Genomic DNA, 24335 nt, shown 5'->3' on the forward strand with positions numbered 1-24335 from the left:
CACCTTGCAACTCCTATTTACTGATAGGAAATATTGAACACCTTTATTAAATAACCTCTTTAAGTAAAATACACCATTAAGTCACTAACCATTCTCTCATACTTTTCAAAGATTTTTAAGTAAATTTCATGATTATCATTGTTTGCATGGATTACTTTCTCAGCAGGCATATTCTCCTTAATATCGTCAAAGCTTTCTGCTTCACCAATAGCTACCAAAGCTGTCCAAGCTGCCCCCCATGCGGCGTTATGATGTGTATCAGATATATGGATGTCACTGCCGAAAATATCGGCAAGAATTTGTACCCAAAGCTCGGATTTGGAAAGTCCACCGTTAACACTGATTTTTTTCGATTCTCCTGCCATCTTCTCTAATGATTGGCTGATTTGGTAAATATTGAATGCGATTCCTTCTAATACAGCACGCGTCATATGTTCTTTTTTATGCCCAATGCAAAGTCCGAAGAAATTCCCTTTTGCCTTTTGATTCCAAAGTGGCGCACGCTCTCCATTTACATAAGGGAGAAAAATAATCCCATCTGCTCCTGGTTCTACGTCCTTTGCACCCGCAAGCAATTCATCATGCGTACCATTAAATTCAATGATGTCTTTGAACCATTGCAGGGCAATTCCACCATTATTCGTTGGTCCGCCAATAATCGAACGCTCTTCTGAAAAGGCATACGTAAATGTTTCCATTACCTCATTAACTGGGGCACCTTGAACAAATTGTCTTATTGCTCCACTCGTCCCAACTGAAATATTAACTTCCCCCGGCGCAGTAGCACCGCTTCCAAGATTCGCTAATTGGCCATCAGCCGCTCCAATCACAAATGGATGGTCATGAGCAATTCCGATTTCCGCTGCAATTTGAGTATCAATTGTTGTGAAGGTCTCTGTTGGCGCCACGATCGCAGAAAGCTGTTCCCTTTCAACACCTGCTGCAGCAAGTGCAGTGCTATCCCAATCTAACTCCTTTACATTCATTAAACCAGTAGAAGATGCCATCGCATAATCAATAGCGCGTTTGCCAAACCATTTTTGCAATAAATACTCCTTCATTGTCATAAAATGGGCTGCCTTTTCATAAGCTTCATAATTGTTCTCGCGCATCCATATCAGCTTCATCAATGGTGTCATTGGATGAATCGGTGTTCCAGTGCGAGCATAGATTTCTTTCCCTTGCTCTGACTGCATAAGCGCTTCTGCTTGTTTGCTGCTTCTGCCATCTGACCAAATCAGCATGTTGGATAGTGGCTCGAACTGCTCGTCCATGCAAATGAGCGAGTGCATGGCACAGGAAATTCCCGTGGCGAGAAATTCATCCTGATTAGCATTCGCTTTATTCACAACCTGTTTCATCGCTACTAAACAAGCAGCCTCTACTTCTATGGGGTTCTGTTCTACCCAATCTGCCTGTGGATAATATGTTTCAATCATTTCTTCTGCTTCTGCAATTAACTTCCCTTTCATATCAAAGACGACAGCTTTTGCGCTTGTCGTCCCTATGTCCAGTCCAATAACTAATTTCCTTTTCAAAGTAATCTCACCCTTTACAGACCTATATTAACCAAAGGCTCCTAATTCACAAGGAGCCTCTATCTCTTTATATTGTCATGCTCCCGTAACCACCGTCAACGCGAAGTAAAGATCCCGTTACAAAGCCAGATGCTTTATCGGATGCAAGGTAAATTGCTGCACCTTGCAGTTCTTCCGGTTCACCGAATCGCTCCATTGGTGTATGATTCATGATCGAATTAATACGTGATTCATCAAGAATTTTACGATTTTGTTCTGCTGGGAAGAAACCTGGAATAATCGCATTTACCCGAATACTATAAGGTGCAAATTCCTTCGCCAAATATTGTGTTACACTGTTAACACCAGCTTTAGATGCTGAATACGTAAACACACGAGACAATGGTGTTGTTGATGATACAGATGAAATATTGATAATGCTCCCTTTGCGCTCTTGCTCAATCATACGCTTTGCAAAAATCTGCGTAGCGAATACAAGGCCACGTAAGTTTACATCCATAATGTCATCCCACTCATCTGTTTCAAGCTCAAGAAACGGCGTAGAGCTATTTTTACCAGGAGCGTTTAAAACGATGTCCCAGCCACCAGACCATGCTTCAATATCTTTTGCAGCTTTCTCTACGGATTCCAAATCACTTACATCTGCTTGAAAAGCTTTTGCCGATCCACCGTCTGCTTCAATATCTTTTACAACTGCTTCAGCTTTTTCTAAATTACGACCAACAATTGCTACCGTTGCCCCGTGCGCAGCAAGCCCTTTTGCCATAGAAGCGCCTAATGTACTATTTCCACCGATCGCAACTGCAATTTTCCCTGTTAAATCAAATAGATTACTCACTCTAAATTCCCCCTACTAATGTATTAAAATAAGTTACCTTCTTTATTAAAATCAAATTCATATAGCTCTGAAGCTTGTTCTAAATTCTCATGCTCCTGCACATGTTCAAGAAATGCTTCGGATACTTCAATTTCACTTATTTCTAACGTATTTTTGATTCTAACTAATTTCACCTTAGTAAAATCAAGAATATTACATGTTTTAATCGCAGACTGAATCGCCATCTTATCATTCGGCAACGTTGTTGAGATATGTGTCGGTCCAACAACCGTAGAAGTTAAACCATTTGCATATGTTCCATGCTTATCCATCTTGTTTACTAGTCGCTCAGTTGTAAAATCTGCTGTACCAACCCCATTAGCATTTCCTTCTGACTGTGGTGTTACATCTAAAACGACCATTTTGGATACATCTGGTCCGCCATGTGCGTATGGTGTCGGATATCTACCTGTAATATTCGGGTCCATCCCGTCTCCACTGATATTCTTACCAATCTCATCAATAATGAGTACATCAATTTCATCAAAGAAAAGCTTCGGCAGCAGCTGCTTCGAAAGCTTTTGAAGCTCTGTTTCTCTTGATTCAATGTTTTCTGGGCGAAGTACTTCCACTTTTGCCACTTTATCGAAGGCATTTTCAACTGTCGCTACAGCGAATATAATTGGCATTTTTTCCATTGTCATTTTAGCCATTGCAGGAACATGCTCAGCCATATGCTTAAAGCCTAACTGGTGACAAGCCTCTGCACCTTTTTGTTTTCCAAGACCAATACTGATCATTTTCATGATGCCACTTTCTACTGGACCTCGAAATGCAGTATGTGGTTTGACCCGATTAATGACAACGATACCATCAGCTTGTGACGCAAGTTTATCAATGTATACTGGTAAGCCGTTCGAAAGCTCCCCGATTTTTACTACTTCCATGGAAGAACGAATTTCTGCATTTACTGCTTCTTCTGTAACACCTAAATGCTCCAGTACGGCTTTTTGCCCTTCTGCTGTCGCTCCCCCATGACTACCCATAGATGGGACGATAAAAGGCTTCGCTCCCAAATCTTGCAGAAACTTAACGGTTACTGCAGTTAAATCAACAAGTCGATCCACCCCTCGGCTACCAACTGCAATAGCAATTTCCATGCCCGGTTTGACGGTATCCTTGACCTGTTCTAACTGTGCCTGTAATGTTCCAGCAACATCTTCTTCTTTTGTGCTGTCAAACGTTTGCTTTACTTTTGCCAATTTCGGTACAGGAATATCCTGTAGCAGCTCCTGCAAAATACCCATAAAGCGATTCACTCCATTTCACTGTAAAATTATCTATAACAAATAACTACATACTATAATTCCCTAGCAAGCAAAGGATTACCCTTTTGGAATGCTATGTGAAAGCTCCTCTTTGGTAAAACATGAGATTGATTTCTCGTTCCACTCTTGCTTTACTAACTGCAAGCTATTTTTGTAATCCCTTTCAAAAAGCACTTTAATTAATTTGTCCGCCAAACTAATTATATAAAAAGCATAACATGAAGGTTTTTTACAGTCAACTGATTAACTGATATAAACCTTCATTTAGCTATTACTCGCCCTGATTGCCCTCAATAATTTCACGCCATTGTAAATCGCCCCGCTCTAAGCCGTGAATGAATACTTCAGCACTACCCATATTGGTAGCCAGCGGGACAGCGTATACGTCACAAAGACGCATTAATGCTGAAACATCTGGTTCATGTGGTTGAGCAGTAAGTGGATCGCGAAAGAATATAACCATATCCATTTTGTTTTCTGCAATCATTGCGCCGATTTGCTGATCTCCACCAAGTGGCCCGGACTGAAAACGATGGACAGTTAGCCCAGTATTTTCAGCTATTTTCATTCCCGTCGTACCAGTTGCATACAGCTCGTGCTTTTGGAGACTGTGTTTATAAGCTTGTGTAAATCGAACCATATCTGTCTTCTTTTTGTCATGAGCAATCAATGCTATTTTCATCGTTATCCCTCATTTCTTATGTTAATACCTCTCACCTACAATGGTACGCAATACATTCGGATGTTCTGGGAATGTTTTGGTTCCTGCACCATATCCAATTGCATCAACTTTCAACGTCGGCATATTACCAAACTCCTCCGCTAAAACTGCAATAATTGCCGCTCCAGTTGGTGTTGTCAATTCTGCTCTCAGCTCACTGGCAGCAATTGGTACACCACGCAAAATCTCTAAAGTTGCTGGTGCTGGTACTGGATATATCCCATGGTCAATACGTATTTTCCCACTTCCCACTGGAACTGGAGCTGATATAACCAAATCGATTTCCATCTGATGGAGTAGTATAGCTGTCCCAACAATATCTATAATAGAATCTACTGCACCCACTTCATGAAAATGGACATCTTCTAGTGGCATCCCATGAATACGCCCTTCTGCCTCACCAATTTTTCTAAAAATCTTTAATGCAGTTTCCTCTACTGTTTCCGAAAACTCCGCTCCTTTAATCAGGTTTACAATATCTTTATAGGAGCGATGGTCATGCGCATGATGATGTTCATGGCTGTGGTGGTGGCCATGGTCGTCTGCGTGGTGGTGATGATCTTCTTCGTTATGTCCATGATCATGATGGTGGTGATGTCCTTCTTCATTATGTCCATGACCATGATGGTGGTGATGTCCTTCTTCGTTATGTCCATGACCATGATGGTGGTGATGTCCTTCTTCATTATGTCCATGATCATGATGGTGGTGATGTCCTTCTTCGTTTAAAAGTACAACATCAAACTTCGTGCTTGTGATACCATTTTTAACAACCTTATTCCATTTTAATTGATATTCATCTTCCATGCCCAGCTTTTTCAATTCACTCTCTAAATGAATCGGATCCCCACCGGCATCAACTAATGATGAAATCGTCATATCTCCACTTATACCAGAAAAACAATCAAAATATAGAATTTTCATTCCAAAATCTCCTTTTTTTGTTATAATAGAATTACTATTAGCGCACAACGTTTTGAAAGCCTTTTCAACCGAACACAATAGTATGGCAGCTATCTATTTTTTTTGCAATGATTTATTATTTGTTTACTAAACAAATAATAACATGTTTTTATACATAATTCTCATTTCGTTATGACAAAGGGGGAGAAACATCATGGTTACAGGCGATGGAGCTTACATCAAAAAGATAAACAGAAGTATCATTTTACAAAAAATAATTGAACACGGTTTTATATCCAGGGCCGAGCTTTCCAAGATTACTGGATTAAATAAGGCAACCATTTCTGTTCAGGTTGTTGATTTACTTGAAGAAAAGCTCGTATGTGAAACACAGCAGGAACATAATGCTGTTGGAAGACGGCCAATCATGCTTTCCATTAATGGAGAAGCTGGATATGTACTTGGAATTGACCTTGACTACAAAGAAATTCAATACCGAATATCCGACCTTCAAGGGAATAAAATTGAAACTAATACTACAAAGCTTGACACCGAAGTTTATGAAGAAGTCGTAAACATTCTAATCAAACAGATTAAAAAATACAAGCAAAAATATGCTGACTGTTATTATGGTTTGGTCCAAACCATAATCGGCGTTCATGGTACTGTAAATAATGATCAATCCATCCTTTTTGTTCCTAGATATCAATGGCGAAACAAAGACTTAAAGTCAGATTTAGAACGGGAAATAGATGTCGATGTCTCTGTTGAAAATACTGCCAACCTTTCCGTCTATGCTGAAAGAGTATACAAGCATCATCATAGCAACAATTTATTAGCCATTGTCCTTAGTTCTGGTATTGGAGCTGGAATCATGCACAACGGCAATTTGGTTAAAGGCCATGATGGTTATGCTGGTGAAATTGGGCATATGATTATTTCTCCTTTTGGAAAAGCTTGCAGATGTGGAAATCATGGCTGCTGGGAGCTTTATGCAGCCGAACCTGCTGTGTTTTCAAGTCTTGCTGAAAAGCTTGATCGTCCAAACTTAACACACCAAGACCTGAAACGGTTAATAGCAGAAAACGATCCGACGACATGTGAAGAGATGAAGACATTTATCAGCTATGTTTCTATCGGACTCAATAATATGATTAATTCCTATAATCCAGAGACATTAGTTTTAAACAGTGAACTATTACATTTATATCCGAATGCTATTGAAGAAATCGAAAATAACCTCCAATCTTCTGTGAGTGTTTATCGTAAAATTGTACTGTCTGATTTAGGTAGAAACGCAATCGTTCAAGGCGCATGTGCACTTGCAATTCAAAATTTTCTCGATGTACAGGAAGTTAGTTTTAAGAACGGCGAAAACTAACTTTGGCAATAAATCTGGTTTATTAGCGTTTAATTGTTAGGGGCTAGTCAAGAGTGTGGAAATCTTTCGAGGTTTTTACACTCTATTTTTTATATAATGATAAGTTTCCATCCCTCAATCTTGCTCTTGCACGCATTCCCGAATTTATTTTCTCGGTTGTTTAAAAAAGAAAGGATACGCGGCTGAAATATTGTCTATCACGGTCTCGTATTGGAGCGAAATGTTTCGAGTTCCAGCTGTGAGATATACTCTCGGTCTGTTCGTAACACAATGATCCAACTTTCAACCGTGAAAAAGCCCTTCACACAGAGTATGAAGGACTTAGGTATTTAAATTATAAGATGTACAGAATTATTAAAACCAATTTGTATGGAACGTACCTTCTTTGTCTTTGCGTTCATACGTATGTGCACCAAAGTAGTCACGTTGCGCTTGAATTAAGTTTGCTGGTAGATCAGCTGTACGATAGCTATCGTAGTAAGCAACTGCACTAGAGAATGTTGGTACAGCAATTCCGTTTTGTACTGCTAAAGCAACAACTTCACGTAAGGCAGATTGATAGTTCTCCACAACTTCTTTAAAATATGGGTCTAGCATCAAGTTAGCTAGTTGTGGTTCACGATCGTATGCATCTTTAATCTTTTGCAGGAAGTTTGCACGGATAATACAGCCTCCACGCCAGATCATCGCAATATCACCATATTGAAGATCCCAGCCATTCTCTTCAGATGCTGCACGCATTTGTGCAAATCCTTGTGCATAGGAAACAATCTTACTCATATATAGTGCTTTACGAACCGCTTCGATTAGCTCTTTGCGATTACCTTCGTGTTTTTGTACGCTTGGACCAGATAGTTCACCACTAGCTTTTACACGCTCATCCTTCAAGGAAGAAATGAATCGTGCAAATACAGATTCCGTAATAAGTGGTAGTGGAACACCTAGATCCAACGCATTTTTACTTGTCCATTTTCCAGTTCCTTTTTGTCCCGCTTTATCCATGATGACATCTACTAGAGGCTTTCCTGTTTCGTCATCTGTTTTCGTAAAGATATCTGCAGTAATCTCAATTAGGTAACTGTCAAGCTCACCTTTGTTCCACTCTGTAAATACCTCATGCAGCTCCCCAGCATCCATGCCAAGTACATTTTTTAAAATATCATACGCCTCTGCGATTAATTGCATATCACCGTATTCAATTCCATTATGTACCATTTTCACGAAGTGCCCAGCACCATTTGGTCCAATGTATGTGACACATGGATCGCCATCCACTTTCGCAGAAATAGCTTCAAAGATAGGTGCAACAAGCTTATAAGCTTCTTTTTGTCCTCCAGGCATCATAGATGGGCCGTTTAGAGCCCCCTCTTCTCCACCAGAAACCCCTGTTCCAATAAAGTGGATACCTGTTTCATCAAGCATTTTATTACGGCGCATCGTATCCTCAAACAACGTGTTTCCACCATCGATTAGAATATCGCCTTTTTCTAGGTAAGGTTGTAAAGATTCAATTGTTGCATCCGTTGCCGCTCCTGCTTTAACCATCAATAGAATTTTACGAGGCGTTTCTAGTGAATTCACAAACTCTTCAATGGTTTTCGCTCCAACAAAGTTTTTTCCTTGTGCTTCGTTCTGAAGAAAGTCCTCTGTTTTCTCATAAGAACGATTGAATACTGCTACAGAATATCCTCTGCTTTCAATATTTAAAGCTAAGTTTTTCCCCATTACCGCTAAACCGATAACACCAATTTGTTGTTGTGACATCTTATTACCTTCCTTTATACCTTTATTTTAAAAACCATTACACAATATGCTATAAACTTTTCCTAACACCTAGTCTTAGTCAAGACTATACCTCTAACACTAGGTGTTAAAATCGAGCTACTCACTCATTTAGAACGATTTGTTCAATATAGCAACTCCAATTTATCCTTTTCGTTGTATATTATATCATTTGCCCTGATGAAACTAAACCTATTAGAGAATACTGCTTTTGTTTCTATAGCAATCCCCAACATTGGGAAATTGATGTAAACGATGCATGAAGACTATTATAAATAGAAACAGCAAAAGCATATAAAAATATTTTTTAAAAAATCAAATAGTTTGTTTGTTCAACAAATTATTTGATTGTTATATGTTTATAATATATGTAACCGGTTTAATATTCAAGGGATAGCTACCCTTTTTTGTGTACATATCTTTCCAAAATTCATTAAGAAACGACACTTCCCGGGATTTCCCTAAGAAGTGTCGTTTTTACTATTGTCGTTTCTTCGTTTTTTTATTATTATGTCTTTCTTCTGCTGTTAATGGTTCATTAGCAAATTCATGGTCAAATTCAGTCGATAGCTTTTCTCTTACTGCATGCTTGTCACTTACGACTTCACGTTTATTGTTTCCTGCTTTGCTCACAGATAAGCACCTCCATGCTTCTATGGTGCCACATCTGGATGATAGTATGTATGATTAGAATTTCTTCTAGGCATTCAGAGATTTCAACCTTCCTGAAGCATTACTTTCGTTTCATTTAAGCAGCTAGCGACGTTTGTAGCTTTTGCTAACGGCTAAATAAGTAACGAAGCGCATCACTTAAAACAGTAGGAACAATCGACATATGGTTTTCTCCCGTGGGAGAACGAAAAGCAACAGCTCTTGGATTATTTACTTGCAGCCTTTGAAAAAGGAGGAAGGCATTTTCGTGCATATCCATTTTCTCCGTTCTTTCCGCAGCTATAAACAGATTTCGATCATGCATGAGAAAATCCGCTCGTTCCTTATTTAAAATCTCCTTGTCATTCCACCAAATGGATGGACTAAAGCAAATATAATTCCGAAATAAATTGGGACGTTCAAACAACGTATTTAAAACAAATAACCCACCTAATGAATGGCCAAACAGTATTTGATTATGTGGATTAACAGGAGCTGACTGATATACAAATGGCTGAACAATCGTCTCTAAAAAATCGAGAAATTCTTTTGCCCCACCATGCGTTGGCCATGATGCACCATCTGGCTTGGGCGGAAGGGACGCAGCAGCTGATGCAGGTGTAAAATCATATACTCTTAAAGAAGGGAAAATATCATTTACAGCGTATCCTATACTAACGATAATCATCGGAGATACTCCCGTCTTCTCAGCGCGCCTGGACTGTATCTTTACAATCTCTCTACATAACGTTCCATATGCATTTCCATCCAAAACATATAAAACCGGGAAACCTTCCTTAGGAGCACGATCAGTAGGAATCGATATGCTTACTTGATAAGATATATCAGATATCGGATGTCGAAATGTCTGTATTAATTCGTGTTGCATAGTCTACCTGCCCCCTCTTTTTTCATAATGTTAAACGTTGCGCGCTGAACGCATTAATAAATATATAAAATATGGAACACCAATTATGGATATGACTATTCCTACAGCCAATTCAGCAGGTGCAAAGATGGTTCTGCCAATCCAATCTCCCACCACAACCAATAGCATGCCAGTCAGACCACTAATTGGCAATATGTATGGATAGTGGATTCCTACCAAGCGTCTTGCTATATGCGGAGCAATCAGGCCAACAAAACCAATACTCCCAGAGACAATCACAGAGGAACTGATTAATCCTACCGCTCCTAAAAGAAGCAAGAAACGGATTCGGTTAGCCCGTATTCCTAAACCAATGATAGTCATCTCATTAAGCTGTAAAAGGTTCAATATACGAGCCTTCGACAAAAAGAGCGGGACTACCAGGATAAACCATGGAATCATCGAATAAATTTGTTCCCAAGAGGCACTGTAAATACTTCCAGATAGCCAAACCGTTGCCATTTCAAAATCTTGCGGGTTCATCTTTAATGATACAAAAAGGGTAAGTGCACCGAATCCGGCATTCAGCGCAATCCCGACTAAGATCAGCCGTCTTGGATCGATTTCCCCTCGCTTCATTGAAAACAAAAAGAGAAAGATAGCAGCCAGTATGCCCCCAATCCAACCAAACAGGGACATACTAATGATAGAAAGCTCGCTCATCCCAGTTACATTACTTTGAACGATAAGCATATAACAAACTACAGAAAACCCAACTGCGGCTTGTATTCCTAAAATGCCTGGATCTGCTAAGTAATTTTTTGTTACACCTTGTAAAACAGAACCTACCATTCCTAAAGCACATCCGACAAATGCACCAATCACAATACGGGGCAGTCTAAATTCATAGATAACAAGATGATTTTCCCAGAGGGCATCAAGTCCCAGGAGAGTCTGGATGATTTCCAAATGCGTTAGATCAAATATGCCAGTTGCTAAACTCATATACATGATGAAAATGGTGAACACGATTCCCAACAAAAATATTCGAATAAAACGCCGATTTCCCCTACGTTTATGCATGTTGTTTTCCTCCCTTTACTCGAATTAAATAAAGGAAGAACGGGACACCGACTAAGGCAGTTACGACGCCAATTGGAGTTTCGAATGGCGGATTGATTGCCCTGCTGATAATATCTGCCCAAGCTAAGAAAAACGCCCCTAGTATGCCAGCAAAAAAAATGATCCGTTTATAATCTTCTCCTACAATAAAGCGGGCGATATGCGGGATAACTAACCCAATAAATGTTATTTTCCCAACCATCGCTACCGAAATACCGGTTAGAATTGCTACGCTTAATATTGTTAGTAATTTCATCTTCATCAGTTTAATTCCCAATCCTTGGGCGACTTCATCTCCTAAAGAAATTGCTGTAATTGCTTTGCTAACCGCCAATGCCAGAAGGAGCCCAATGATTGCAATAGGAATTGACCATTTAATAACAAGCGGGTCAATTTGATGCAGCCTTGTGTTATACCAAAAACTAATATTCTGTGAAACCTGATAATATGTAGCAAGCGCCTGGGAAACGCCATTCAGGAACATACCAAGAATCGTCCCAATGATGGCCAAAGAAATGGGAGACAATCCATTGGGTATTAAACGAGCAACTCCAAACACAAATAATAGACCTAGAACAGACCCAATAAACGAAAAAATAATTAATGTCAATGGTGTTGTGTTCGGTAAAAATATCATGCTCAGCGTAATAACAAAAATGGATCCATCTGAAACTCCCATAATACTAGGGGATGCGAGATAATTCCTCGTCATCCCCTGCATTAATGCACCTGAAATGGCTATAAACAGTCCGACTAACAGAGCCCCGATAACACGCGGAATACGGGACGTGCGAATAATCAGATGATCCATATTAGAAAGATCAGCATGGAAGATAGCCTCAAAAACGGTCGATATGTTATAGGTGTTCGCACCATACATAACCGAACAAAATATTGTAATCACGAGACCAATTGGTATGCTAATCAGTAATAGAATCGTTTTATTTCGGATACTAGACATGCACGTTACTCCTATTTCTTCCTGTAATCTCAATTACTCTCTAATGCTTTCACAAATTCACTTTTACTGAATGCGGATCCCCCTTCTAATAAGGAGTCAACGATGTTTACATAGACTTGTTCCTCTTTAAATGCATCGATATTTTGGATAATCGAATTTTGTTTTAATTGCTCAAAAGCTTGTTCATTCTCCTGCGTTCCTGTCTGCTGTACCTGCATGAAAATATAGTCAGGATTCATTTCGGCAAGCTGTTCGATCGATATTTCCTCTTGTGCTTTAGCTTTCTTTACTGCTTCTGGAGCATTTAATTCCAGCTCACTATACAAAATTGGATTGAAGAAGACGTCTTCTGGATAAATAAACATTTTACCCGCCCGAACGCGAATTGCAACAACGGTTTTATCCTCGAAATCCTCTGCTAGATCTGCCTTAGCCGTATCAACAAGCTGACCGTAATCACTCAATAATGTTTCAGCTTCCTTCTCTTTTCCGTTTAGCGCTCCCATTAACAGCAGATTATCCTCCCAATCTGTTGAAATATGGGAAACTAAAATGGTTGGAGCAATTTGTTCCAGCTTACTTACAACCTCTTCCGGAAATTTAGTTGTTCCCAAAATAACATCGGGCTTCAACTGTAATATTTTCTCAAAATTAGGCTCTTGCTTCTCCCCAATTGATTCTGCTTGCCCCATCGATTCCTTAAATACCTCTGGGAACTCTCCGCCAAGCGTAATAGCCCCTACAGGCTCAACATCCAATGCCGTAGCATCTTCCATTGCTTCCATTGCACCAGTAATGACAATGCGCTCCACATCGTCAGGAACCGTATACGTTTCTCCTAAATAGGTAATCTCCCGTGTGTCCGATTCACTCTTTTCTCCCCCATTCACGGATGCTTCCGATTCCTTCGACGCATCCCCTGTATTGCATCCGCCTAATGCAAGCAGACTAATAAATAATAGAATACATAACCGTGATTTTAGCTTCATATCGTAACGCTCCCTTTAGATTCATTTTGTAGTGAATTATTATCCCAAATGCCTCCGGTAAAGAGTGGGGGATAATCCAGTTTCCTTTTTAAAAACTCTGCTAAAATAAAAATGATCTCTGTAACCAATGCTTTCAGCAATATGAGCAATTGATAGATTAGATGTGCGAAGCAATAACTTCGCCTTCTGAATCCGCAAGTCGGTTAAATACATATTTGGGCTAACACCCATTTGTCTTTCAAATAAAGACGATAGTCTCCTGCGGTCTATCTGAAAATGCTTTGCAACGTGTAGAACGGTTATCCCCTTCGGAAAAAATTGATGCATATACTGAATAATGACATCCATATTTTCTGCTTTTTCTAAATCCGTCTTCTCACTTGCCACAATCATCTCTGCCAAAATCGTTAAAAATAACCGCTTCGATTGTAAAAATGCCAAACCACCAGGAATTAGGAAGTTTTGCATAAGCTGCTGAACACGATTATTTAATTTCATACTATCGCCAATCCGAAGCATAAAGTGCTCCCTAAAAATCGGAAATCGATTTGCTGATTCACTCGAAAGTTCAAAGTGAATCACTGCATATTCAAAAACTTCGTCATTCTCAGCCGTGCGCTTCATCTCCATGTTAGGCCCTACATGTAAAATGGATCCTTGTTCAATTTCATAGGTCAACCCATCAATTGAAAATTGTGCCTTTCCTCTTAAAGGGAATACCAACCCACTTAATTTTTCATTCGTAAAAATGGTTCGGACTGAATTTGTATATGTAACCTTTTGCGTAATAATATCAACAAAGGATAGTGGAGCTGTTGTATATAATTCTTTTATTTGCTCCATATTTGTCATATCTCCTACCCACTCCTTCCTTCAGATGCAGGGAAATAATCCTATGGGATACACAATGTGCAATTAATATGCGGAAAACTCTTTTAAATTAACCCAGCCATATGTAACCTTTTCTTAAACACTAGCAACATGATGATAATGATAATCATCCTCAATTAAAATAATAGCAAATTTTCGTTATTTGTACATGGAGTTTTGCGAAGTTTTTTTGTGTTTTTTTATCCATTGTATGTAAAAAATCCATTTGCCTTTGTTTGTCCTGGTAAAAATAGATTTTTGCTGCGTTATCCCGTATCTTTTTATCTAGTAAAAAAGAACACAAGAGAAGATAAGCACTTCTCCCGTGTTCCTTTTTATCACGCATTCACGGGCTGTAACACCTCCGCCTCTATGCATAAGGGAACCAAAAACATGTAAAGGCGGGGGATAAACAGCCCATAAATTCCTGATTCTGTTCAACTAACATTCAGTGGGGAAGAAGGGAAACCCCCACTGAATGAAGTTTCACTTTATAAATAACTTTTTATTTTTCGGATATAATTATGTCTAATAACTATAAAGTAAACAATTTGAATAAGACTAAAGCTTCCTAAAACGAGAGCTGAGCTCTTAAACAAGCTGAAATCAAACATATTTTGCAGTGCAGTTAAAGCTACTGCCCCATGAATGACTGCCACAGCAATTGGAACAAAGAATAACAAAGCTAATTGAGTCGTTAATATCTTGGATAATTCTTTATCCGTAAGACCTATTTTGCTAATCGCAGCAAATTTCTGTTTCTCATTTTCTAAATCAGCATATAAACGGAAGTATAAAAAGCTTCCCGCAGCAACAAAAAATACTGCACCGATAAATAATCCAATGAATAACGTGGCACCTAATGCCTGGTTTAGCTCCATCCAATCATAGCCAAGACTAGCATAGCGAAAATCCTCTCCATATCCGCTTGTTTCAGCTACATCCATTTCCTGGAGAAGCTGCTCACCAACCTCTCCGGTAGCCTTCCAATCTTTCACTTGAAACCCATAATAACTCTCTGATTCGGTTGCTTCTATATCATTATAGAATTGATCATCTACTACAAGGTAGTCATCATACGTTCGAATCAGATTTGAACCCTGATTTGAAATCTGATTCAGTTCTTTACCATCAACTTCTAGATCCATACTCTCCACATGTTCTGTTGCTTCAGAGGTAGAATTTTGATAGTAAAGGAAGATTGTCTGATTATCTGTCAGTTCAAGCTGTTGGTCTTGTTGACCAGCTTCCTTAGCGAGCTCATTGTATTCAGACTCCGATATAATCCCTGTAAGAGGAACATACTCACTAGCCAAGCTAGGTATGGACACCTTTTTGATATGAACAGCCACCTTTGTATAAGGGAAATCAGCTAAATTTGATTCGATTAGCTTAATATGCTCTTCTTCATCGTCATTATCGTATTTTGAGACATAATCCATTGCAAATGGTGTATTTTCTACCATTGAAGTCGTAGACATATAGCGAAAACCTACAAGGCTGCCAATTGCAGTAAAAGCAACAGTTGAAACAATCGCTACAAAGAAAAAGGCACGAGCATTATCCTTCATTCGATAGGCCAGGTCAGAAAACAGGACAAGATTTGTCTTTTTCCAAAACAAGAGTTTGCGTTTCTTTAGCTGATGAATCATAAATACACTTAACTGGGTAAAAAGAAAATACGTGCCGATAATAACAATAATCGTAACAGGTATCATTGCAGCAACGACCATCGCTCCGCTTACTGCCAATGCAATTGCATAGCCAGCTGCTAATAAAAGGAATGACAATATCGAAAGGACAGCAGAAGCTTTAGGCTCTTTCTTAGGTGCTGAGCTTCCTTTAATCAAGTCGATTAATTTATTTCCTTTTAATATCATGACTGTAAAGAAGGAAATGACAATAAATAAGAACAAGAAAGCAACACATGTTAAAACAACAGCTTGCCACGGGATATAAAAATCCAGCATTTCCTTTAAATCCAGGACTGTTTCTGCTGTCATCAAGAACAGTTTAGCAAATACGAGCCCTAGCCCTACTCCTGAAGCCGTTGCTAAAAAGCCAATTAGTATATTCTCTAAAAAGACCATTCGGCGTAATTGCTGATTTGTCATGCCGAGCATCACCATTAGACCGAATTCCTTTTTTCGCGAGTGTAAAAAGGCACTCATCGATACAAGGACAAAGATAAAGGAAAACACGTAAATAATCCCTTCGGCAAAGTGAAGACCCTTGGACACAGCTGGGTGTACCGCTGATAATCCTGGATGGAAAGCAAAGATTGCATACACAAAAAAGACGAGTACCGAAAAAAGACTACTTAGGAAATATGCTGCATAGATACGCTTATTTCGTAAAACGTTATTAAACGCGAATTGACGAAAGGTCACTTGCATCCCCTCCCAACAGCGATAACACGTCAATAATTTTTTGGAAGAAAGCTTGGCGATTATCCCCGCGATGAATTTCGTTAAACAGCTTTCCGTCTTTAATAAAAACAACTCGCTCTGTATAGCTTGCTGCTACGGGGTCATGTGTTACCATCATCATCGTTGTCTTATCCTGCTTGTTGATTTTCTCCATCATATCCATTGCAGCCCGGGAAGATTTCGAATCCAAATTACCTGTCGGTTCATCCGCTAAAACCATCTTAGGACGGTGAATAATTGCCCTGGCAATGGCAGTTCGCTGCGCCTGTCCACCTGATATTTCGTAAATCCGTTTTTTCAAGATTGGCGTAATCCCAAGCTTTTCTGCAACAGCCACTACCCTTTCCTCCATCTCCTTCACGCGAACACCCTCAAGCGTGAGCGGGAGAACAATGTTCTCTTCTACCGTTAATGTAGGCAGCAAGTTAAAATCCTGAAAAATGAAGCCTAACTCCCTGCGCCGAAATATCGCTAGCTCATTATGCTTCATTCGTAACGGATCCTTGTCATTCACCATAATGCTCCCCGAGGTTGGCTGATCAATTGTTGCTACCAGATTGAGCAAGGTTGATTTCCCGCTCCCAGAAGGCCCCATGATTCCTACGAATTCTCCTTCTTCAATTGTTAAATCTATATTTGTTAATGCCTTATGGGCTACTTTTCCGTCGTATACCTTGCTTAAGTTTTTAATTTTTAATATATCCAATTCAAAATCCCCTTTCCTCTTATATACAGTGTAAAAGAAAATGGGGAATTTAAACATCGCTCTAACTTTCATTTTCCTTACATTCATGTAAGGTTTTGTTTTTTGATTTAAGAAATGAAACTTATCTTAACCAGTGTGCCTTCTCCCTGCGCGGATTCTATATGAACCTCATGTCCCAGCTTTTCACAAACTTCTTTTACAAGATATAGCCCCATACCTGTAGACTCCCGATAAACGCGACCATTTTCACCTGTAAAAAATGGGTCAAATACACGCTTTAAATCAGTCATCGGAATTCCAACACCCATGTCTTGAATCACTAAATCTATTCCGTTTTCCGTTTTTTGGTCGTATATCGATATCTTCTTCCCAATTCCACTAGAGTATTTAATACCATTGGTTATAACCTGATTAAAGATAAATTCCAGCCATTTTTCGTCCGATTCAACCATTGCGGGAGAAACTTGTACATCCGGATAAACCTGATTCTTAATGAAAAGACGTTTATTATCCTGGATCGCTTCGTCAACTGCAGCTTTCAGTGATACGGGCTGTACATGGAAATCTTGTTCAAAAGCGTCCAATCTCGCGACATATAAAACCATCTCAAGTCCCTTTTCTAATTTATCCGTTTCCTCTTGGATACTCATCATTTGCTCATCATCACAATCCTGAATGATCAATTCCACGACAGACAATGGCGTCTTCATTTGGTGGACCCACTGATTAATAAAGGTTAAATGGTCTTTTCGCTTTTTCTCTTGTTGCTGCATATCATTTACGTAGAGTCGATGCTGCGCTTTGAGCAAATCACTGAGAGCTGCTGAAACAGGAGCAGTATCCAATGATTCAAAAACCTCATCCAGACTGCTAATTTGCCTTGTTAATCGGTGGTAAAACCTGCGGTGGGTTATATAACGGAAAACTAAATAAATGGTCAAAAGAAAAATTCCGAGAAATAAGGCATAGATCAACAAGGAAAATTGCTGGAAGCCACTCATCCAAACAACAAACAGAACGAGCAGCAGCTGAATAAAATTGATTAGAATAAGAGGGAACTGGTCACGTAAAAATAACCTTACCATTAGGAAGTCTCCCAATTCGGCACGAGTCGATAGCCTGCACCTCGAATTGTTTCAATAGCATCTTCTATACTCAAATCCTGCAGCTTTTTACGAACTCTCGTTACATTAACATTAAGCGTATTTTCATCGACAAATGATTGATCATCCCACAATTTTTCCAATAGCACTTCTCTTGCAACCACCCGCGGCGAACGCTTCATTAGCACCTCAAGCAGAACAGCCTCTTTCTTTGTAAGCGAAACAAGTCCTTTATCCTTGCCTAGTTCCATTCGTTCCACATAAAGTGTCAAACCATTCAATTCAACTACTCGTTCCTTTACCTTGGGGGCATACGCTCCATATGCCCGGCGCAGACTGCTGCGAATTTTTGCCGTGACCACTTCATAAGCAAATGGCTTCGTGATAAAATCATCGCCGCCATTCTCTAATGCCATTACCTGATCCATTTCTCCAGATCGTGCCGAAATAAATAAAATCGGACAAGTTGAAATTTGTCTAATCTGGCGACACCAATAGAACCCATCAAAGCTCGGCAAATTAATATCTAATAAAACAAGATCTGGCAGCACCAGTTTAAACACTTCGGTTACCGCATCAAACTGTTCCGTTATAACCGCTTTATATCCATACTTTTCAAGGTGATTTTGCAGAAGTAATGCGATCTTTGGGTCATCTTCTATAATTAAAATCTTCGCCATCGGAAACCGTCCTTTTAAGTTTTACTGTTATTTCTTATCTAATTGCTTTCAGTATAACCTATATACCATGCCTTTTTTAAGGAACTAACACTTATTATTTTACGATGAAATAAAAAAGCAGATTTATTGCCCAAGAAACACAGCTGATATATACTTCCTTAGAGAAGAAGATTTTTAAATTTATGCGTAATTTAGAATTTACCATTTCAACACGGCATTAATTATTTAATCTCCAATAGGAGGTTATTTAAAATATATAAAACTGTAAAAGGAGTGCTCCCTATGACAGAGAAAGTGCAAATTGGCAAGACAGATTTATATGTAAATCCGGTTGGTATTGGGACAAATAAGATTGGTGGACATAACCTTTTCCCTAATTTGAATAATGAACAGGGTAAGGATACGGTTCGTTTTGCAATTAACAATGGAGTAGACTTTATTGATACCGCCTATCTATATGGTCCCGGTTACTCAGAAGAATTGATCGGTGAAGTCGTGCAAGAAACAGGAAAGCGCTCTGACCTAGTCATTGCAACAAAGGTTTCTCCAATTTTCAATGGAAATGAAATGAGCCATGATAATTCTCCTGCTTTCTTAAAAGAAGAGGTTGAAAAAAGCCTAAAACGATTGAAAACCGATTATATTGATTTATTATATATTCACTATCCAGATGAGAATACACCTAAAGATGAAGCAGTTGGCGCATTAAAAGCATTGAAGGATGAAGGGAAAATAAGAGCAATTGGCCTATCGAATTTTTCAATGGATCAATTAAAAGAGGCCAATAAAGATGGCTATGTCGATGTATACCAGGGAGAATACAGTTTGCTAAATCGTGAGGCAGAAAAAGAATTATTGCCTTACGCGTTGGAACAAAACATCTCCTTTGTGCAGTTTTTCCCGCTTGTAGCTGGCTTATTAGCGGGGAAATACAATAAAGACTCGAAATTTGATGATTTACGCGCAGGACTTCCATATTTCCAGGGAGAGACATTTAAAAACAATCTTGAAAAGGTAGAACAGATTCGAAACATTGCAAATGGAAAAGATACAGATGTTGCAAATATTGTGCTTGCTTGGTATTTAACAAGAGGTGCCATTGATGTCATTATTCCTGGGGCAAAAAACCCTGATCAGGTGCAAAGCAATTTAAAAACACTTGATGTTACATTAACAAATGAGGAAATTGAAACGATTGATCGGATTTTTAAATCGTAGTGGTCAAATTTAGTTATGCTACACATCTTGATTAAAGATATCGGTGTATTGAAACCGAAAGAATTACAAAAAATAAACTTTTAATGATGGAAAACAGGATAGCTATTTAAGTAGCTAATATAAAGCAGTGGATATAAAAAGATATCCACTGCTTTATACATGTCTTCAAGGCGTATACTCATTGTTAACATGATGTCGTCCTATCGGCACCACAGAAGGGGATCCTGAAATCGGATCCTCTACCACAATGCAATCAAGACCAAAGACGTCCTTCACTAAAGAGCTTGTAATGACATTTGATGGCTCCCCCTCAGCAACAAGTTTTCCATTATGAATAGCAAATATATTGTCCGCATAACGGGCAGACAAGTTGATATCATGCAGAACCATTACAATTGTAGTTCCCATCTTTTGATTAAGGTCTGTAAGCATATCAAGAATTTCAACCTGGTATGTAATATCTAAAAAGGTTGTCGGTTCATCGAGAAATAGAATATCTGTCTGTTGCGCTAGCGCCATTGCAATCCAGACACGCTGTCTTTGGCCACCTGACAGCTCGTCAATATTATGATTGGCAAGCTTTGTTATATCCATAATTCTCATCGCTTCAGCAACTGCCTCATAGTCTTTCTTTGTCCATCCGCTAAGCATGGATTGATGCGGGAATCTTCCCCTTCCTACTAAATCTGCGACAGAAATTCCCTCTGGCACAATGGGCGATTGTGGCAGCAGCCCTAAAACCCGCGCCAACTGTTTTGACGGTATTTTGGTAATTGATTTCCCATCCAGATTGATTTTTCCAGATATCGGTTTTATAAGCCGTGCTAATGTTTTAAGAAGTGTTGATTTTCCAGAAGCATTCGCTCCAATAATAACGCTTATTTTATTACTGGGAATCGTAAGGCTTACCTCTTGGATAACCGTTTTATTATCATAGCCTGCTACTAATTGCTCAGCTTCGAAAAGATTTGTCTGTTTCATTATAATTCCCCCTTTCGATTCATTCGGATTAGCAAGTAAATCAAATACGGTGCTCCGATTATTCCCGTTATGATGCCTACAGGATATCTGACCACAAAAGCAAACTGCCCGATTAGATCTGCTGCCAAAACCAAATTAATACCAACAAGGCCTGCTGGAATTACATTTGAGAACCCAACACCGACCAGCCTCTTTGCGATTGGACCTGAAAGAAAAGATACAAAGGCTATTGGTCCAGTAGTAGAAGTCGCAAGGGAAATCATACAGACGGAACTCAAAATCAGCAACATTCTTGTCCTGTCGGTATTTACCCCAAGAGAAGTTGCCGACTGTTCTCCGAGTTCTAATATACTAAGCTGCTTCGCTAGCATGATAACGATAGGCGCAAAGATAAAAACCGATAGGATAAGCGGTGGCAGTTCATGCATTTGAGAGCCATTCAGACTACCACTGAGCCATCTGAGCGCCGCTGGTATATCTTGCTCCGCACCAACTAGCAAAAGATAGGATATCAGCGCATTAAGCATTGCCTGGACGCCTATTCCAATCAGGATTAATCGTCCGATGGAAAAGGACTTTCCTCTGGATAAAATATAGATGAATGTTACTGTAGCAAGACCGGCAATCACGGAAGCAATTGAAACGACAGCACCACTTGCATGCAAAATAACAATACAAAAAACAGCCGCTGCACTGGATCCTGTGGTAATACCAATTACATTCGGATTTGCAAGTGGATTACGCAACATCGTTTGGAAAATGTCACCCGCAACACCGAATGCAAAACCAGCAAAAACACCTGCTAGCATTCTCGGCAGACGTATCGTATTAACTGCAAATGAGACACCTTGAACCTGCTCTCCCAAAAGTGCTCGGATTACATCTTTCACTGGGTGAATCGTATTTCCTAATAGAAGCATCGCACCGCAAAGAATGCATGCAAGAACAACTAGAAAGCTGGTAACCAGTATCCATCGGCGGTGCCTTTGACGCCTTCCCGCCATAATAAACGCAATAGATTCATTTTTCATAACGAACTCACTTTCGATCTCATAGCTAATATAATTAGTAATGGAGCCCCAATAAATGCTGTAACCACGCCGACTTCAAGCTCGCCAGGACTCCCGATTACCCTGCCGCTCACATCAGAAATCGTCAATATGACTGCACCTGAAATTGCCGACATCGGAATAACAAAACGCAGATCGGGGCCAAGTACAAGGCGCATAACATGAGTAGATAAAAGTCCCACAAAGCCAATTGGACCCGCCAACGCTGTAGCTGCACCACATAAAAGAACAGCCCCAAGAGCTGCAACAAGCCTTAATATTCCGATCCGGACACCTAGTCCAGTCGCAATAGCGTCCCCTAATGCCAATGCGTTTAGTGCTGGTGCAGACAGAATAGCTATCAGTGTTCCGATTAGCAAAAAGGGAATGAAGGTAGCAATACCATCCCAAGTTGCCGAACCGACGCTTCCAACCTGCCAAAATCTAAACTGATCCATAACATGAGAACGTGGAATCATGATTGCGACAACCAAAGAGGAAAGGGCTGCAGTTGTGGCAGCCCCCGCAAGAACAAGTTTGATCGGCGTGGCCCCACTACGCCCAAGAGAACCGATTCCGAATACGAAAACCGAAGTAATTGCAGCACCAGCCAACGCTAGCCATATATATTGATGTGCACTGCTTATATTCAAAAATGCTATTCCAAAAACAACAAATAGGGATGCTCCTGTGTTCACTCCCAATATACTTGGGTCGGCAATCGGGTTGCGAGTGACCGCTTGCATAAGCGCTCCCGAAACTCCGAGTGCCGCTCCGCAAAACAAACTGAAAACGGTACGTGATATCCTTTTACGGACAACATTTGCTTCATAAGAGTCTATATCTTGACGGAATAAGCCGTCCAGTACTTCCTGTAAGCCTACCATTCGAGAGCCTAGTGATAAGGAGAGAAACACACTCAACCCGAGCAAGACAAAACCAATTACTAAAACTACCATGAAATTTTTCGGTATATGTGAATTGACTTCATGCATCTTTGAAACTGCTGAACTACTTTTCATCTATCTTGTCAATAGCTCCTCCTATTAATTCCAGGTATTCATCAATCGTGTACGTAATCGAAAGTGGATTCGGAGTTCCAGCAGCTACTAAAGGTGTATCACTTTCAATGAACGCAACAGAACCTCTCTCGATTGCAGGGATTTTTCCAAGCAATGGATCTGCTTGAAGAGTTTGTAGTAATTCATCATTACCATAACCAATAATTAGATCAGCATCGTAAAGATCCGCAGCATTCTCAGCACTTAAATTCAGCGAGTAGCTGTTAGGGTCCGTAATTTGTTCCGTAATACTATCAGGATAATCCATCCCAAGCTCATGCAGGAAAGAGACTCGAGAGTCTATCGGAGTGTAAATATGCAATTTAGACATATCGTCAGCCGAGAAGTTAACCCAAACAACCTTCTTGCCTTCAATCTGCGGATATTCCGTCAATTTCTCGTTTACCATGTCTTCGATGTCTTTAATAAGCTGTTCGCCTTCTTCCTTCATGCCCATTCCCGCTGCATTTAAACTAACTTGCTCACGCCATGTAGTTGCCCAAGCAGCTGTCGGAAATGCTACGACTGGAGCAATTTGACTGAGAAGGTCGTAATCCTCCTGTGTTATACCAGAGTATGCTGCCAAAATGACGTCTGGGTCTGCATCTGAAATGGCCTCAAAGTCAAGACCGTCTGTATCTTGGAAGACATTTGGATCTTCTGTACCAAGCTCATCAAGCTTTTCAGCTGTCCAAGGCAAAAGACCACTATCATCCTGAACGCCAAAATTTGCTGCAGAGAAGCCTACAGGTACAACACCCAAAGCAAGTGCAACATCATGATTGCCCCATTGAACCGTAACTACACGTTCAGGCTTGCTAGTTACTTCCGTTTCGCCGAAAGCATGCTCGATAACAATTGGATATTCAGATTCTGCAGACGCGGATTCTGATGCGTCATTATCATCAGCCGGTGCAGGTGCTGTATCTGATTTTTGTGAACAGCCAACTAAAGCAATCATAAACACTATTAAAAATAGTAATGCGCTAATTAAACTTTTTCGATATGTATTCATTTGACATACCCCCCATTATGTTGATAATGATTATCATTATCAAATTTATGCTAACTTTAATAGATTGTCAAGAATTTTTTTAATTCTAGATTCATTTCCTATACTTTATTTGTTGGCAGGTAAGCTTAGAAAAGCCACGAGTTTATAATATAGATATAGCTC

The 24335-nt window shown here is 39.7% G+C and carries 22 protein-coding genes; 2 read left to right on the forward strand and 20 right to left on the reverse strand.

Going from position 1 to position 24335, the window contains the following annotated elements:
- Nucleotides 1-59: 59 nt before the first annotated feature.
- The 5 genes from NYE61_RS12800 to NYE61_RS12820 all read right to left on the reverse strand — a co-directional run bounded on the left by NYE61_RS12800 (nt 60) and on the right by NYE61_RS12820 (nt 5328).
- On the reverse strand, nt 60-1538 hold the full coding sequence (locus tag NYE61_RS12800; RefSeq protein WP_303449536.1) for a gluconokinase: 1479 nt from the start codon (nt 1536-1538) through the stop codon (nt 60-62).
- Nucleotides 1539-1605: 67 nt separating this feature from the next.
- The gene (locus NYE61_RS12805; RefSeq protein WP_095313452.1) at nt 1606-2376 is read right to left on the reverse strand and encodes an SDR family oxidoreductase; all 771 of its coding nucleotides are present in this window, start codon (nt 2374-2376) and stop codon (nt 1606-1608) included.
- Between the two features lie 23 nt (nt 2377-2399).
- Nucleotides 2400-3662 carry a lactate racemase domain-containing protein gene (locus NYE61_RS12810; RefSeq protein WP_303449539.1) on the reverse strand — a complete coding sequence of 421 codons (1263 nt, stop codon included), beginning with the start codon at nt 3660-3662 and terminating at the stop codon, nt 2400-2402.
- Nucleotides 3663-3954: 292 nt separating this feature from the next.
- Nucleotides 3955-4365 (reverse strand): methylglyoxal synthase, encoded by a 411-nt coding sequence (gene mgsA / locus NYE61_RS12815; RefSeq protein ID WP_303449541.1) that lies wholly within the window; start codon nt 4363-4365, stop codon nt 3955-3957.
- A 21-nt stretch (nt 4366-4386) separates the two neighbouring features.
- Nucleotides 4387-5328 (reverse strand): LarC family nickel insertion protein, encoded by a 942-nt coding sequence (locus NYE61_RS12820; RefSeq protein ID WP_339315644.1) that lies wholly within the window; start codon nt 5326-5328, stop codon nt 4387-4389.
- 193 nt (nt 5329-5521) lie between these two features.
- On the opposite strand from NYE61_RS12820, the gene NYE61_RS12825 reads away from it, so the two are divergent.
- Nucleotides 5522-6688, forward strand: coding sequence for an ROK family protein (locus NYE61_RS12825; protein ID WP_118890058.1), 1167 nt, complete (start codon nt 5522-5524; stop codon nt 6686-6688).
- Between the two features lie 354 nt (nt 6689-7042).
- Here the strand turns inward: NYE61_RS12825 and gndA are convergent, their stop codons facing one another.
- The 11 genes from gndA to NYE61_RS12880 all read right to left on the reverse strand — a co-directional run bounded on the left by gndA (nt 7043) and on the right by NYE61_RS12880 (nt 18849).
- Nucleotides 7043-8452, reverse strand: a complete 1410-nt coding sequence (gndA, locus tag NYE61_RS12830) for an NADP-dependent phosphogluconate dehydrogenase (RefSeq protein WP_095313461.1) — start codon at nt 8450-8452, stop codon at nt 7043-7045.
- Between the two features lie 498 nt (nt 8453-8950).
- Nucleotides 8951-9103, reverse strand: coding sequence for a small acid-soluble spore protein O (sspO, locus tag NYE61_RS12835; protein WP_095313463.1), 153 nt, complete (start codon nt 9101-9103; stop codon nt 8951-8953).
- Nucleotides 9104-9248: 145 nt separating this feature from the next.
- Nucleotides 9249-10010 (reverse strand): alpha/beta hydrolase-fold protein, encoded by a 762-nt coding sequence (locus NYE61_RS12840; RefSeq protein ID WP_303449552.1) that lies wholly within the window; start codon nt 10008-10010, stop codon nt 9249-9251.
- A 30-nt stretch (nt 10011-10040) separates the two neighbouring features.
- The gene (locus NYE61_RS12845) at nt 10041-11072 is read right to left on the reverse strand and encodes an iron ABC transporter permease (protein WP_303449554.1); all 1032 of its coding nucleotides are present in this window, start codon (nt 11070-11072) and stop codon (nt 10041-10043) included.
- Nucleotides 11065-12072, reverse strand: a complete 1008-nt coding sequence (locus NYE61_RS12850; RefSeq protein WP_095313468.1) for an iron ABC transporter permease — start codon at nt 12070-12072, stop codon at nt 11065-11067. Before NYE61_RS12850 ends, NYE61_RS12845 begins: the two co-directional genes overlap by 8 nt.
- Nucleotides 12073-12101: 29 nt before the next feature.
- Nucleotides 12102-13061 (reverse strand): ABC transporter substrate-binding protein, encoded by a 960-nt coding sequence (locus NYE61_RS12855; RefSeq protein ID WP_303449558.1) that lies wholly within the window; start codon nt 13059-13061, stop codon nt 12102-12104.
- A gap of 39 nt (nt 13062-13100) precedes the next feature.
- Nucleotides 13101-13904 (reverse strand): AraC family transcriptional regulator, encoded by an 804-nt coding sequence (locus tag NYE61_RS12860; protein WP_158586290.1) that lies wholly within the window; start codon nt 13902-13904, stop codon nt 13101-13103.
- Nucleotides 13905-14422: 518 nt separating this feature from the next.
- Nucleotides 14423-16321 (reverse strand): ABC transporter permease, encoded by a 1899-nt coding sequence (locus NYE61_RS12865; protein ID WP_303449560.1) that lies wholly within the window; start codon nt 16319-16321, stop codon nt 14423-14425.
- Nucleotides 16296-17060: an ABC transporter ATP-binding protein gene (locus NYE61_RS12870; protein WP_303449681.1), complete on the reverse strand. Its 765-nt coding sequence runs from the start codon at nt 17058-17060 to the stop codon at nt 16296-16298. Before NYE61_RS12870 ends, NYE61_RS12865 begins: the two co-directional genes overlap by 26 nt.
- 113 nt (nt 17061-17173) lie before the next feature.
- Complete coding sequence (locus NYE61_RS12875; RefSeq protein ID WP_303449562.1) at nt 17174-18151, reverse strand: sensor histidine kinase; 978 nt, start codon at nt 18149-18151, stop codon at nt 17174-17176.
- Nucleotides 18151-18849, reverse strand: coding sequence for a response regulator transcription factor (locus NYE61_RS12880; protein WP_303449564.1), 699 nt, complete (start codon nt 18847-18849; stop codon nt 18151-18153). Before NYE61_RS12880 ends, NYE61_RS12875 begins: the two co-directional genes overlap by 1 nt.
- 282 nt (nt 18850-19131) lie before the next feature.
- On the opposite strand from NYE61_RS12880, the gene NYE61_RS12885 reads away from it, so the two are divergent.
- On the forward strand, nt 19132-20067 hold the full coding sequence (locus NYE61_RS12885; RefSeq protein ID WP_095313479.1) for an aldo/keto reductase: 936 nt from the start codon (nt 19132-19134) through the stop codon (nt 20065-20067).
- A gap of 165 nt (nt 20068-20232) precedes the next feature.
- On the opposite strand, the gene NYE61_RS12890 is transcribed toward NYE61_RS12885, so the two are convergent.
- The 4 genes from NYE61_RS12890 to NYE61_RS12905 are packed head-to-tail and all read right to left on the reverse strand — an operon-like array spanning nt 20233 to nt 24173.
- Nucleotides 20233-21048, reverse strand: coding sequence for an ABC transporter ATP-binding protein (locus NYE61_RS12890; RefSeq protein ID WP_303449567.1), 816 nt, complete (start codon nt 21046-21048; stop codon nt 20233-20235).
- Nucleotides 21048-22079, reverse strand: a complete 1032-nt coding sequence (locus NYE61_RS12895; RefSeq protein ID WP_303449569.1) for an iron chelate uptake ABC transporter family permease subunit — start codon at nt 22077-22079, stop codon at nt 21048-21050. The genes NYE61_RS12890 and NYE61_RS12895 overlap by 1 nt, the downstream gene beginning before the upstream one ends.
- Nucleotides 22076-23092 carry an iron ABC transporter permease gene (locus tag NYE61_RS12900; RefSeq protein ID WP_339315652.1) on the reverse strand — a complete coding sequence of 339 codons (1017 nt, stop codon included), beginning with the start codon at nt 23090-23092 and terminating at the stop codon, nt 22076-22078. Before NYE61_RS12900 ends, NYE61_RS12895 begins: the two co-directional genes overlap by 4 nt.
- Nucleotides 23093-23108: 16 nt before the next feature.
- Complete coding sequence (locus NYE61_RS12905; RefSeq protein WP_303449573.1) at nt 23109-24173, reverse strand: iron-siderophore ABC transporter substrate-binding protein; 1065 nt, start codon at nt 24171-24173, stop codon at nt 23109-23111.
- Nucleotides 24174-24335 lie beyond the last annotated feature (162 nt).

Source organism: Oceanobacillus sp. FSL W7-1304, from assembly GCF_037969805.1.
Lineage (GTDB): Bacteria > Bacillota > Bacilli > Bacillales > Amphibacillaceae > Oceanobacillus > Oceanobacillus profundus.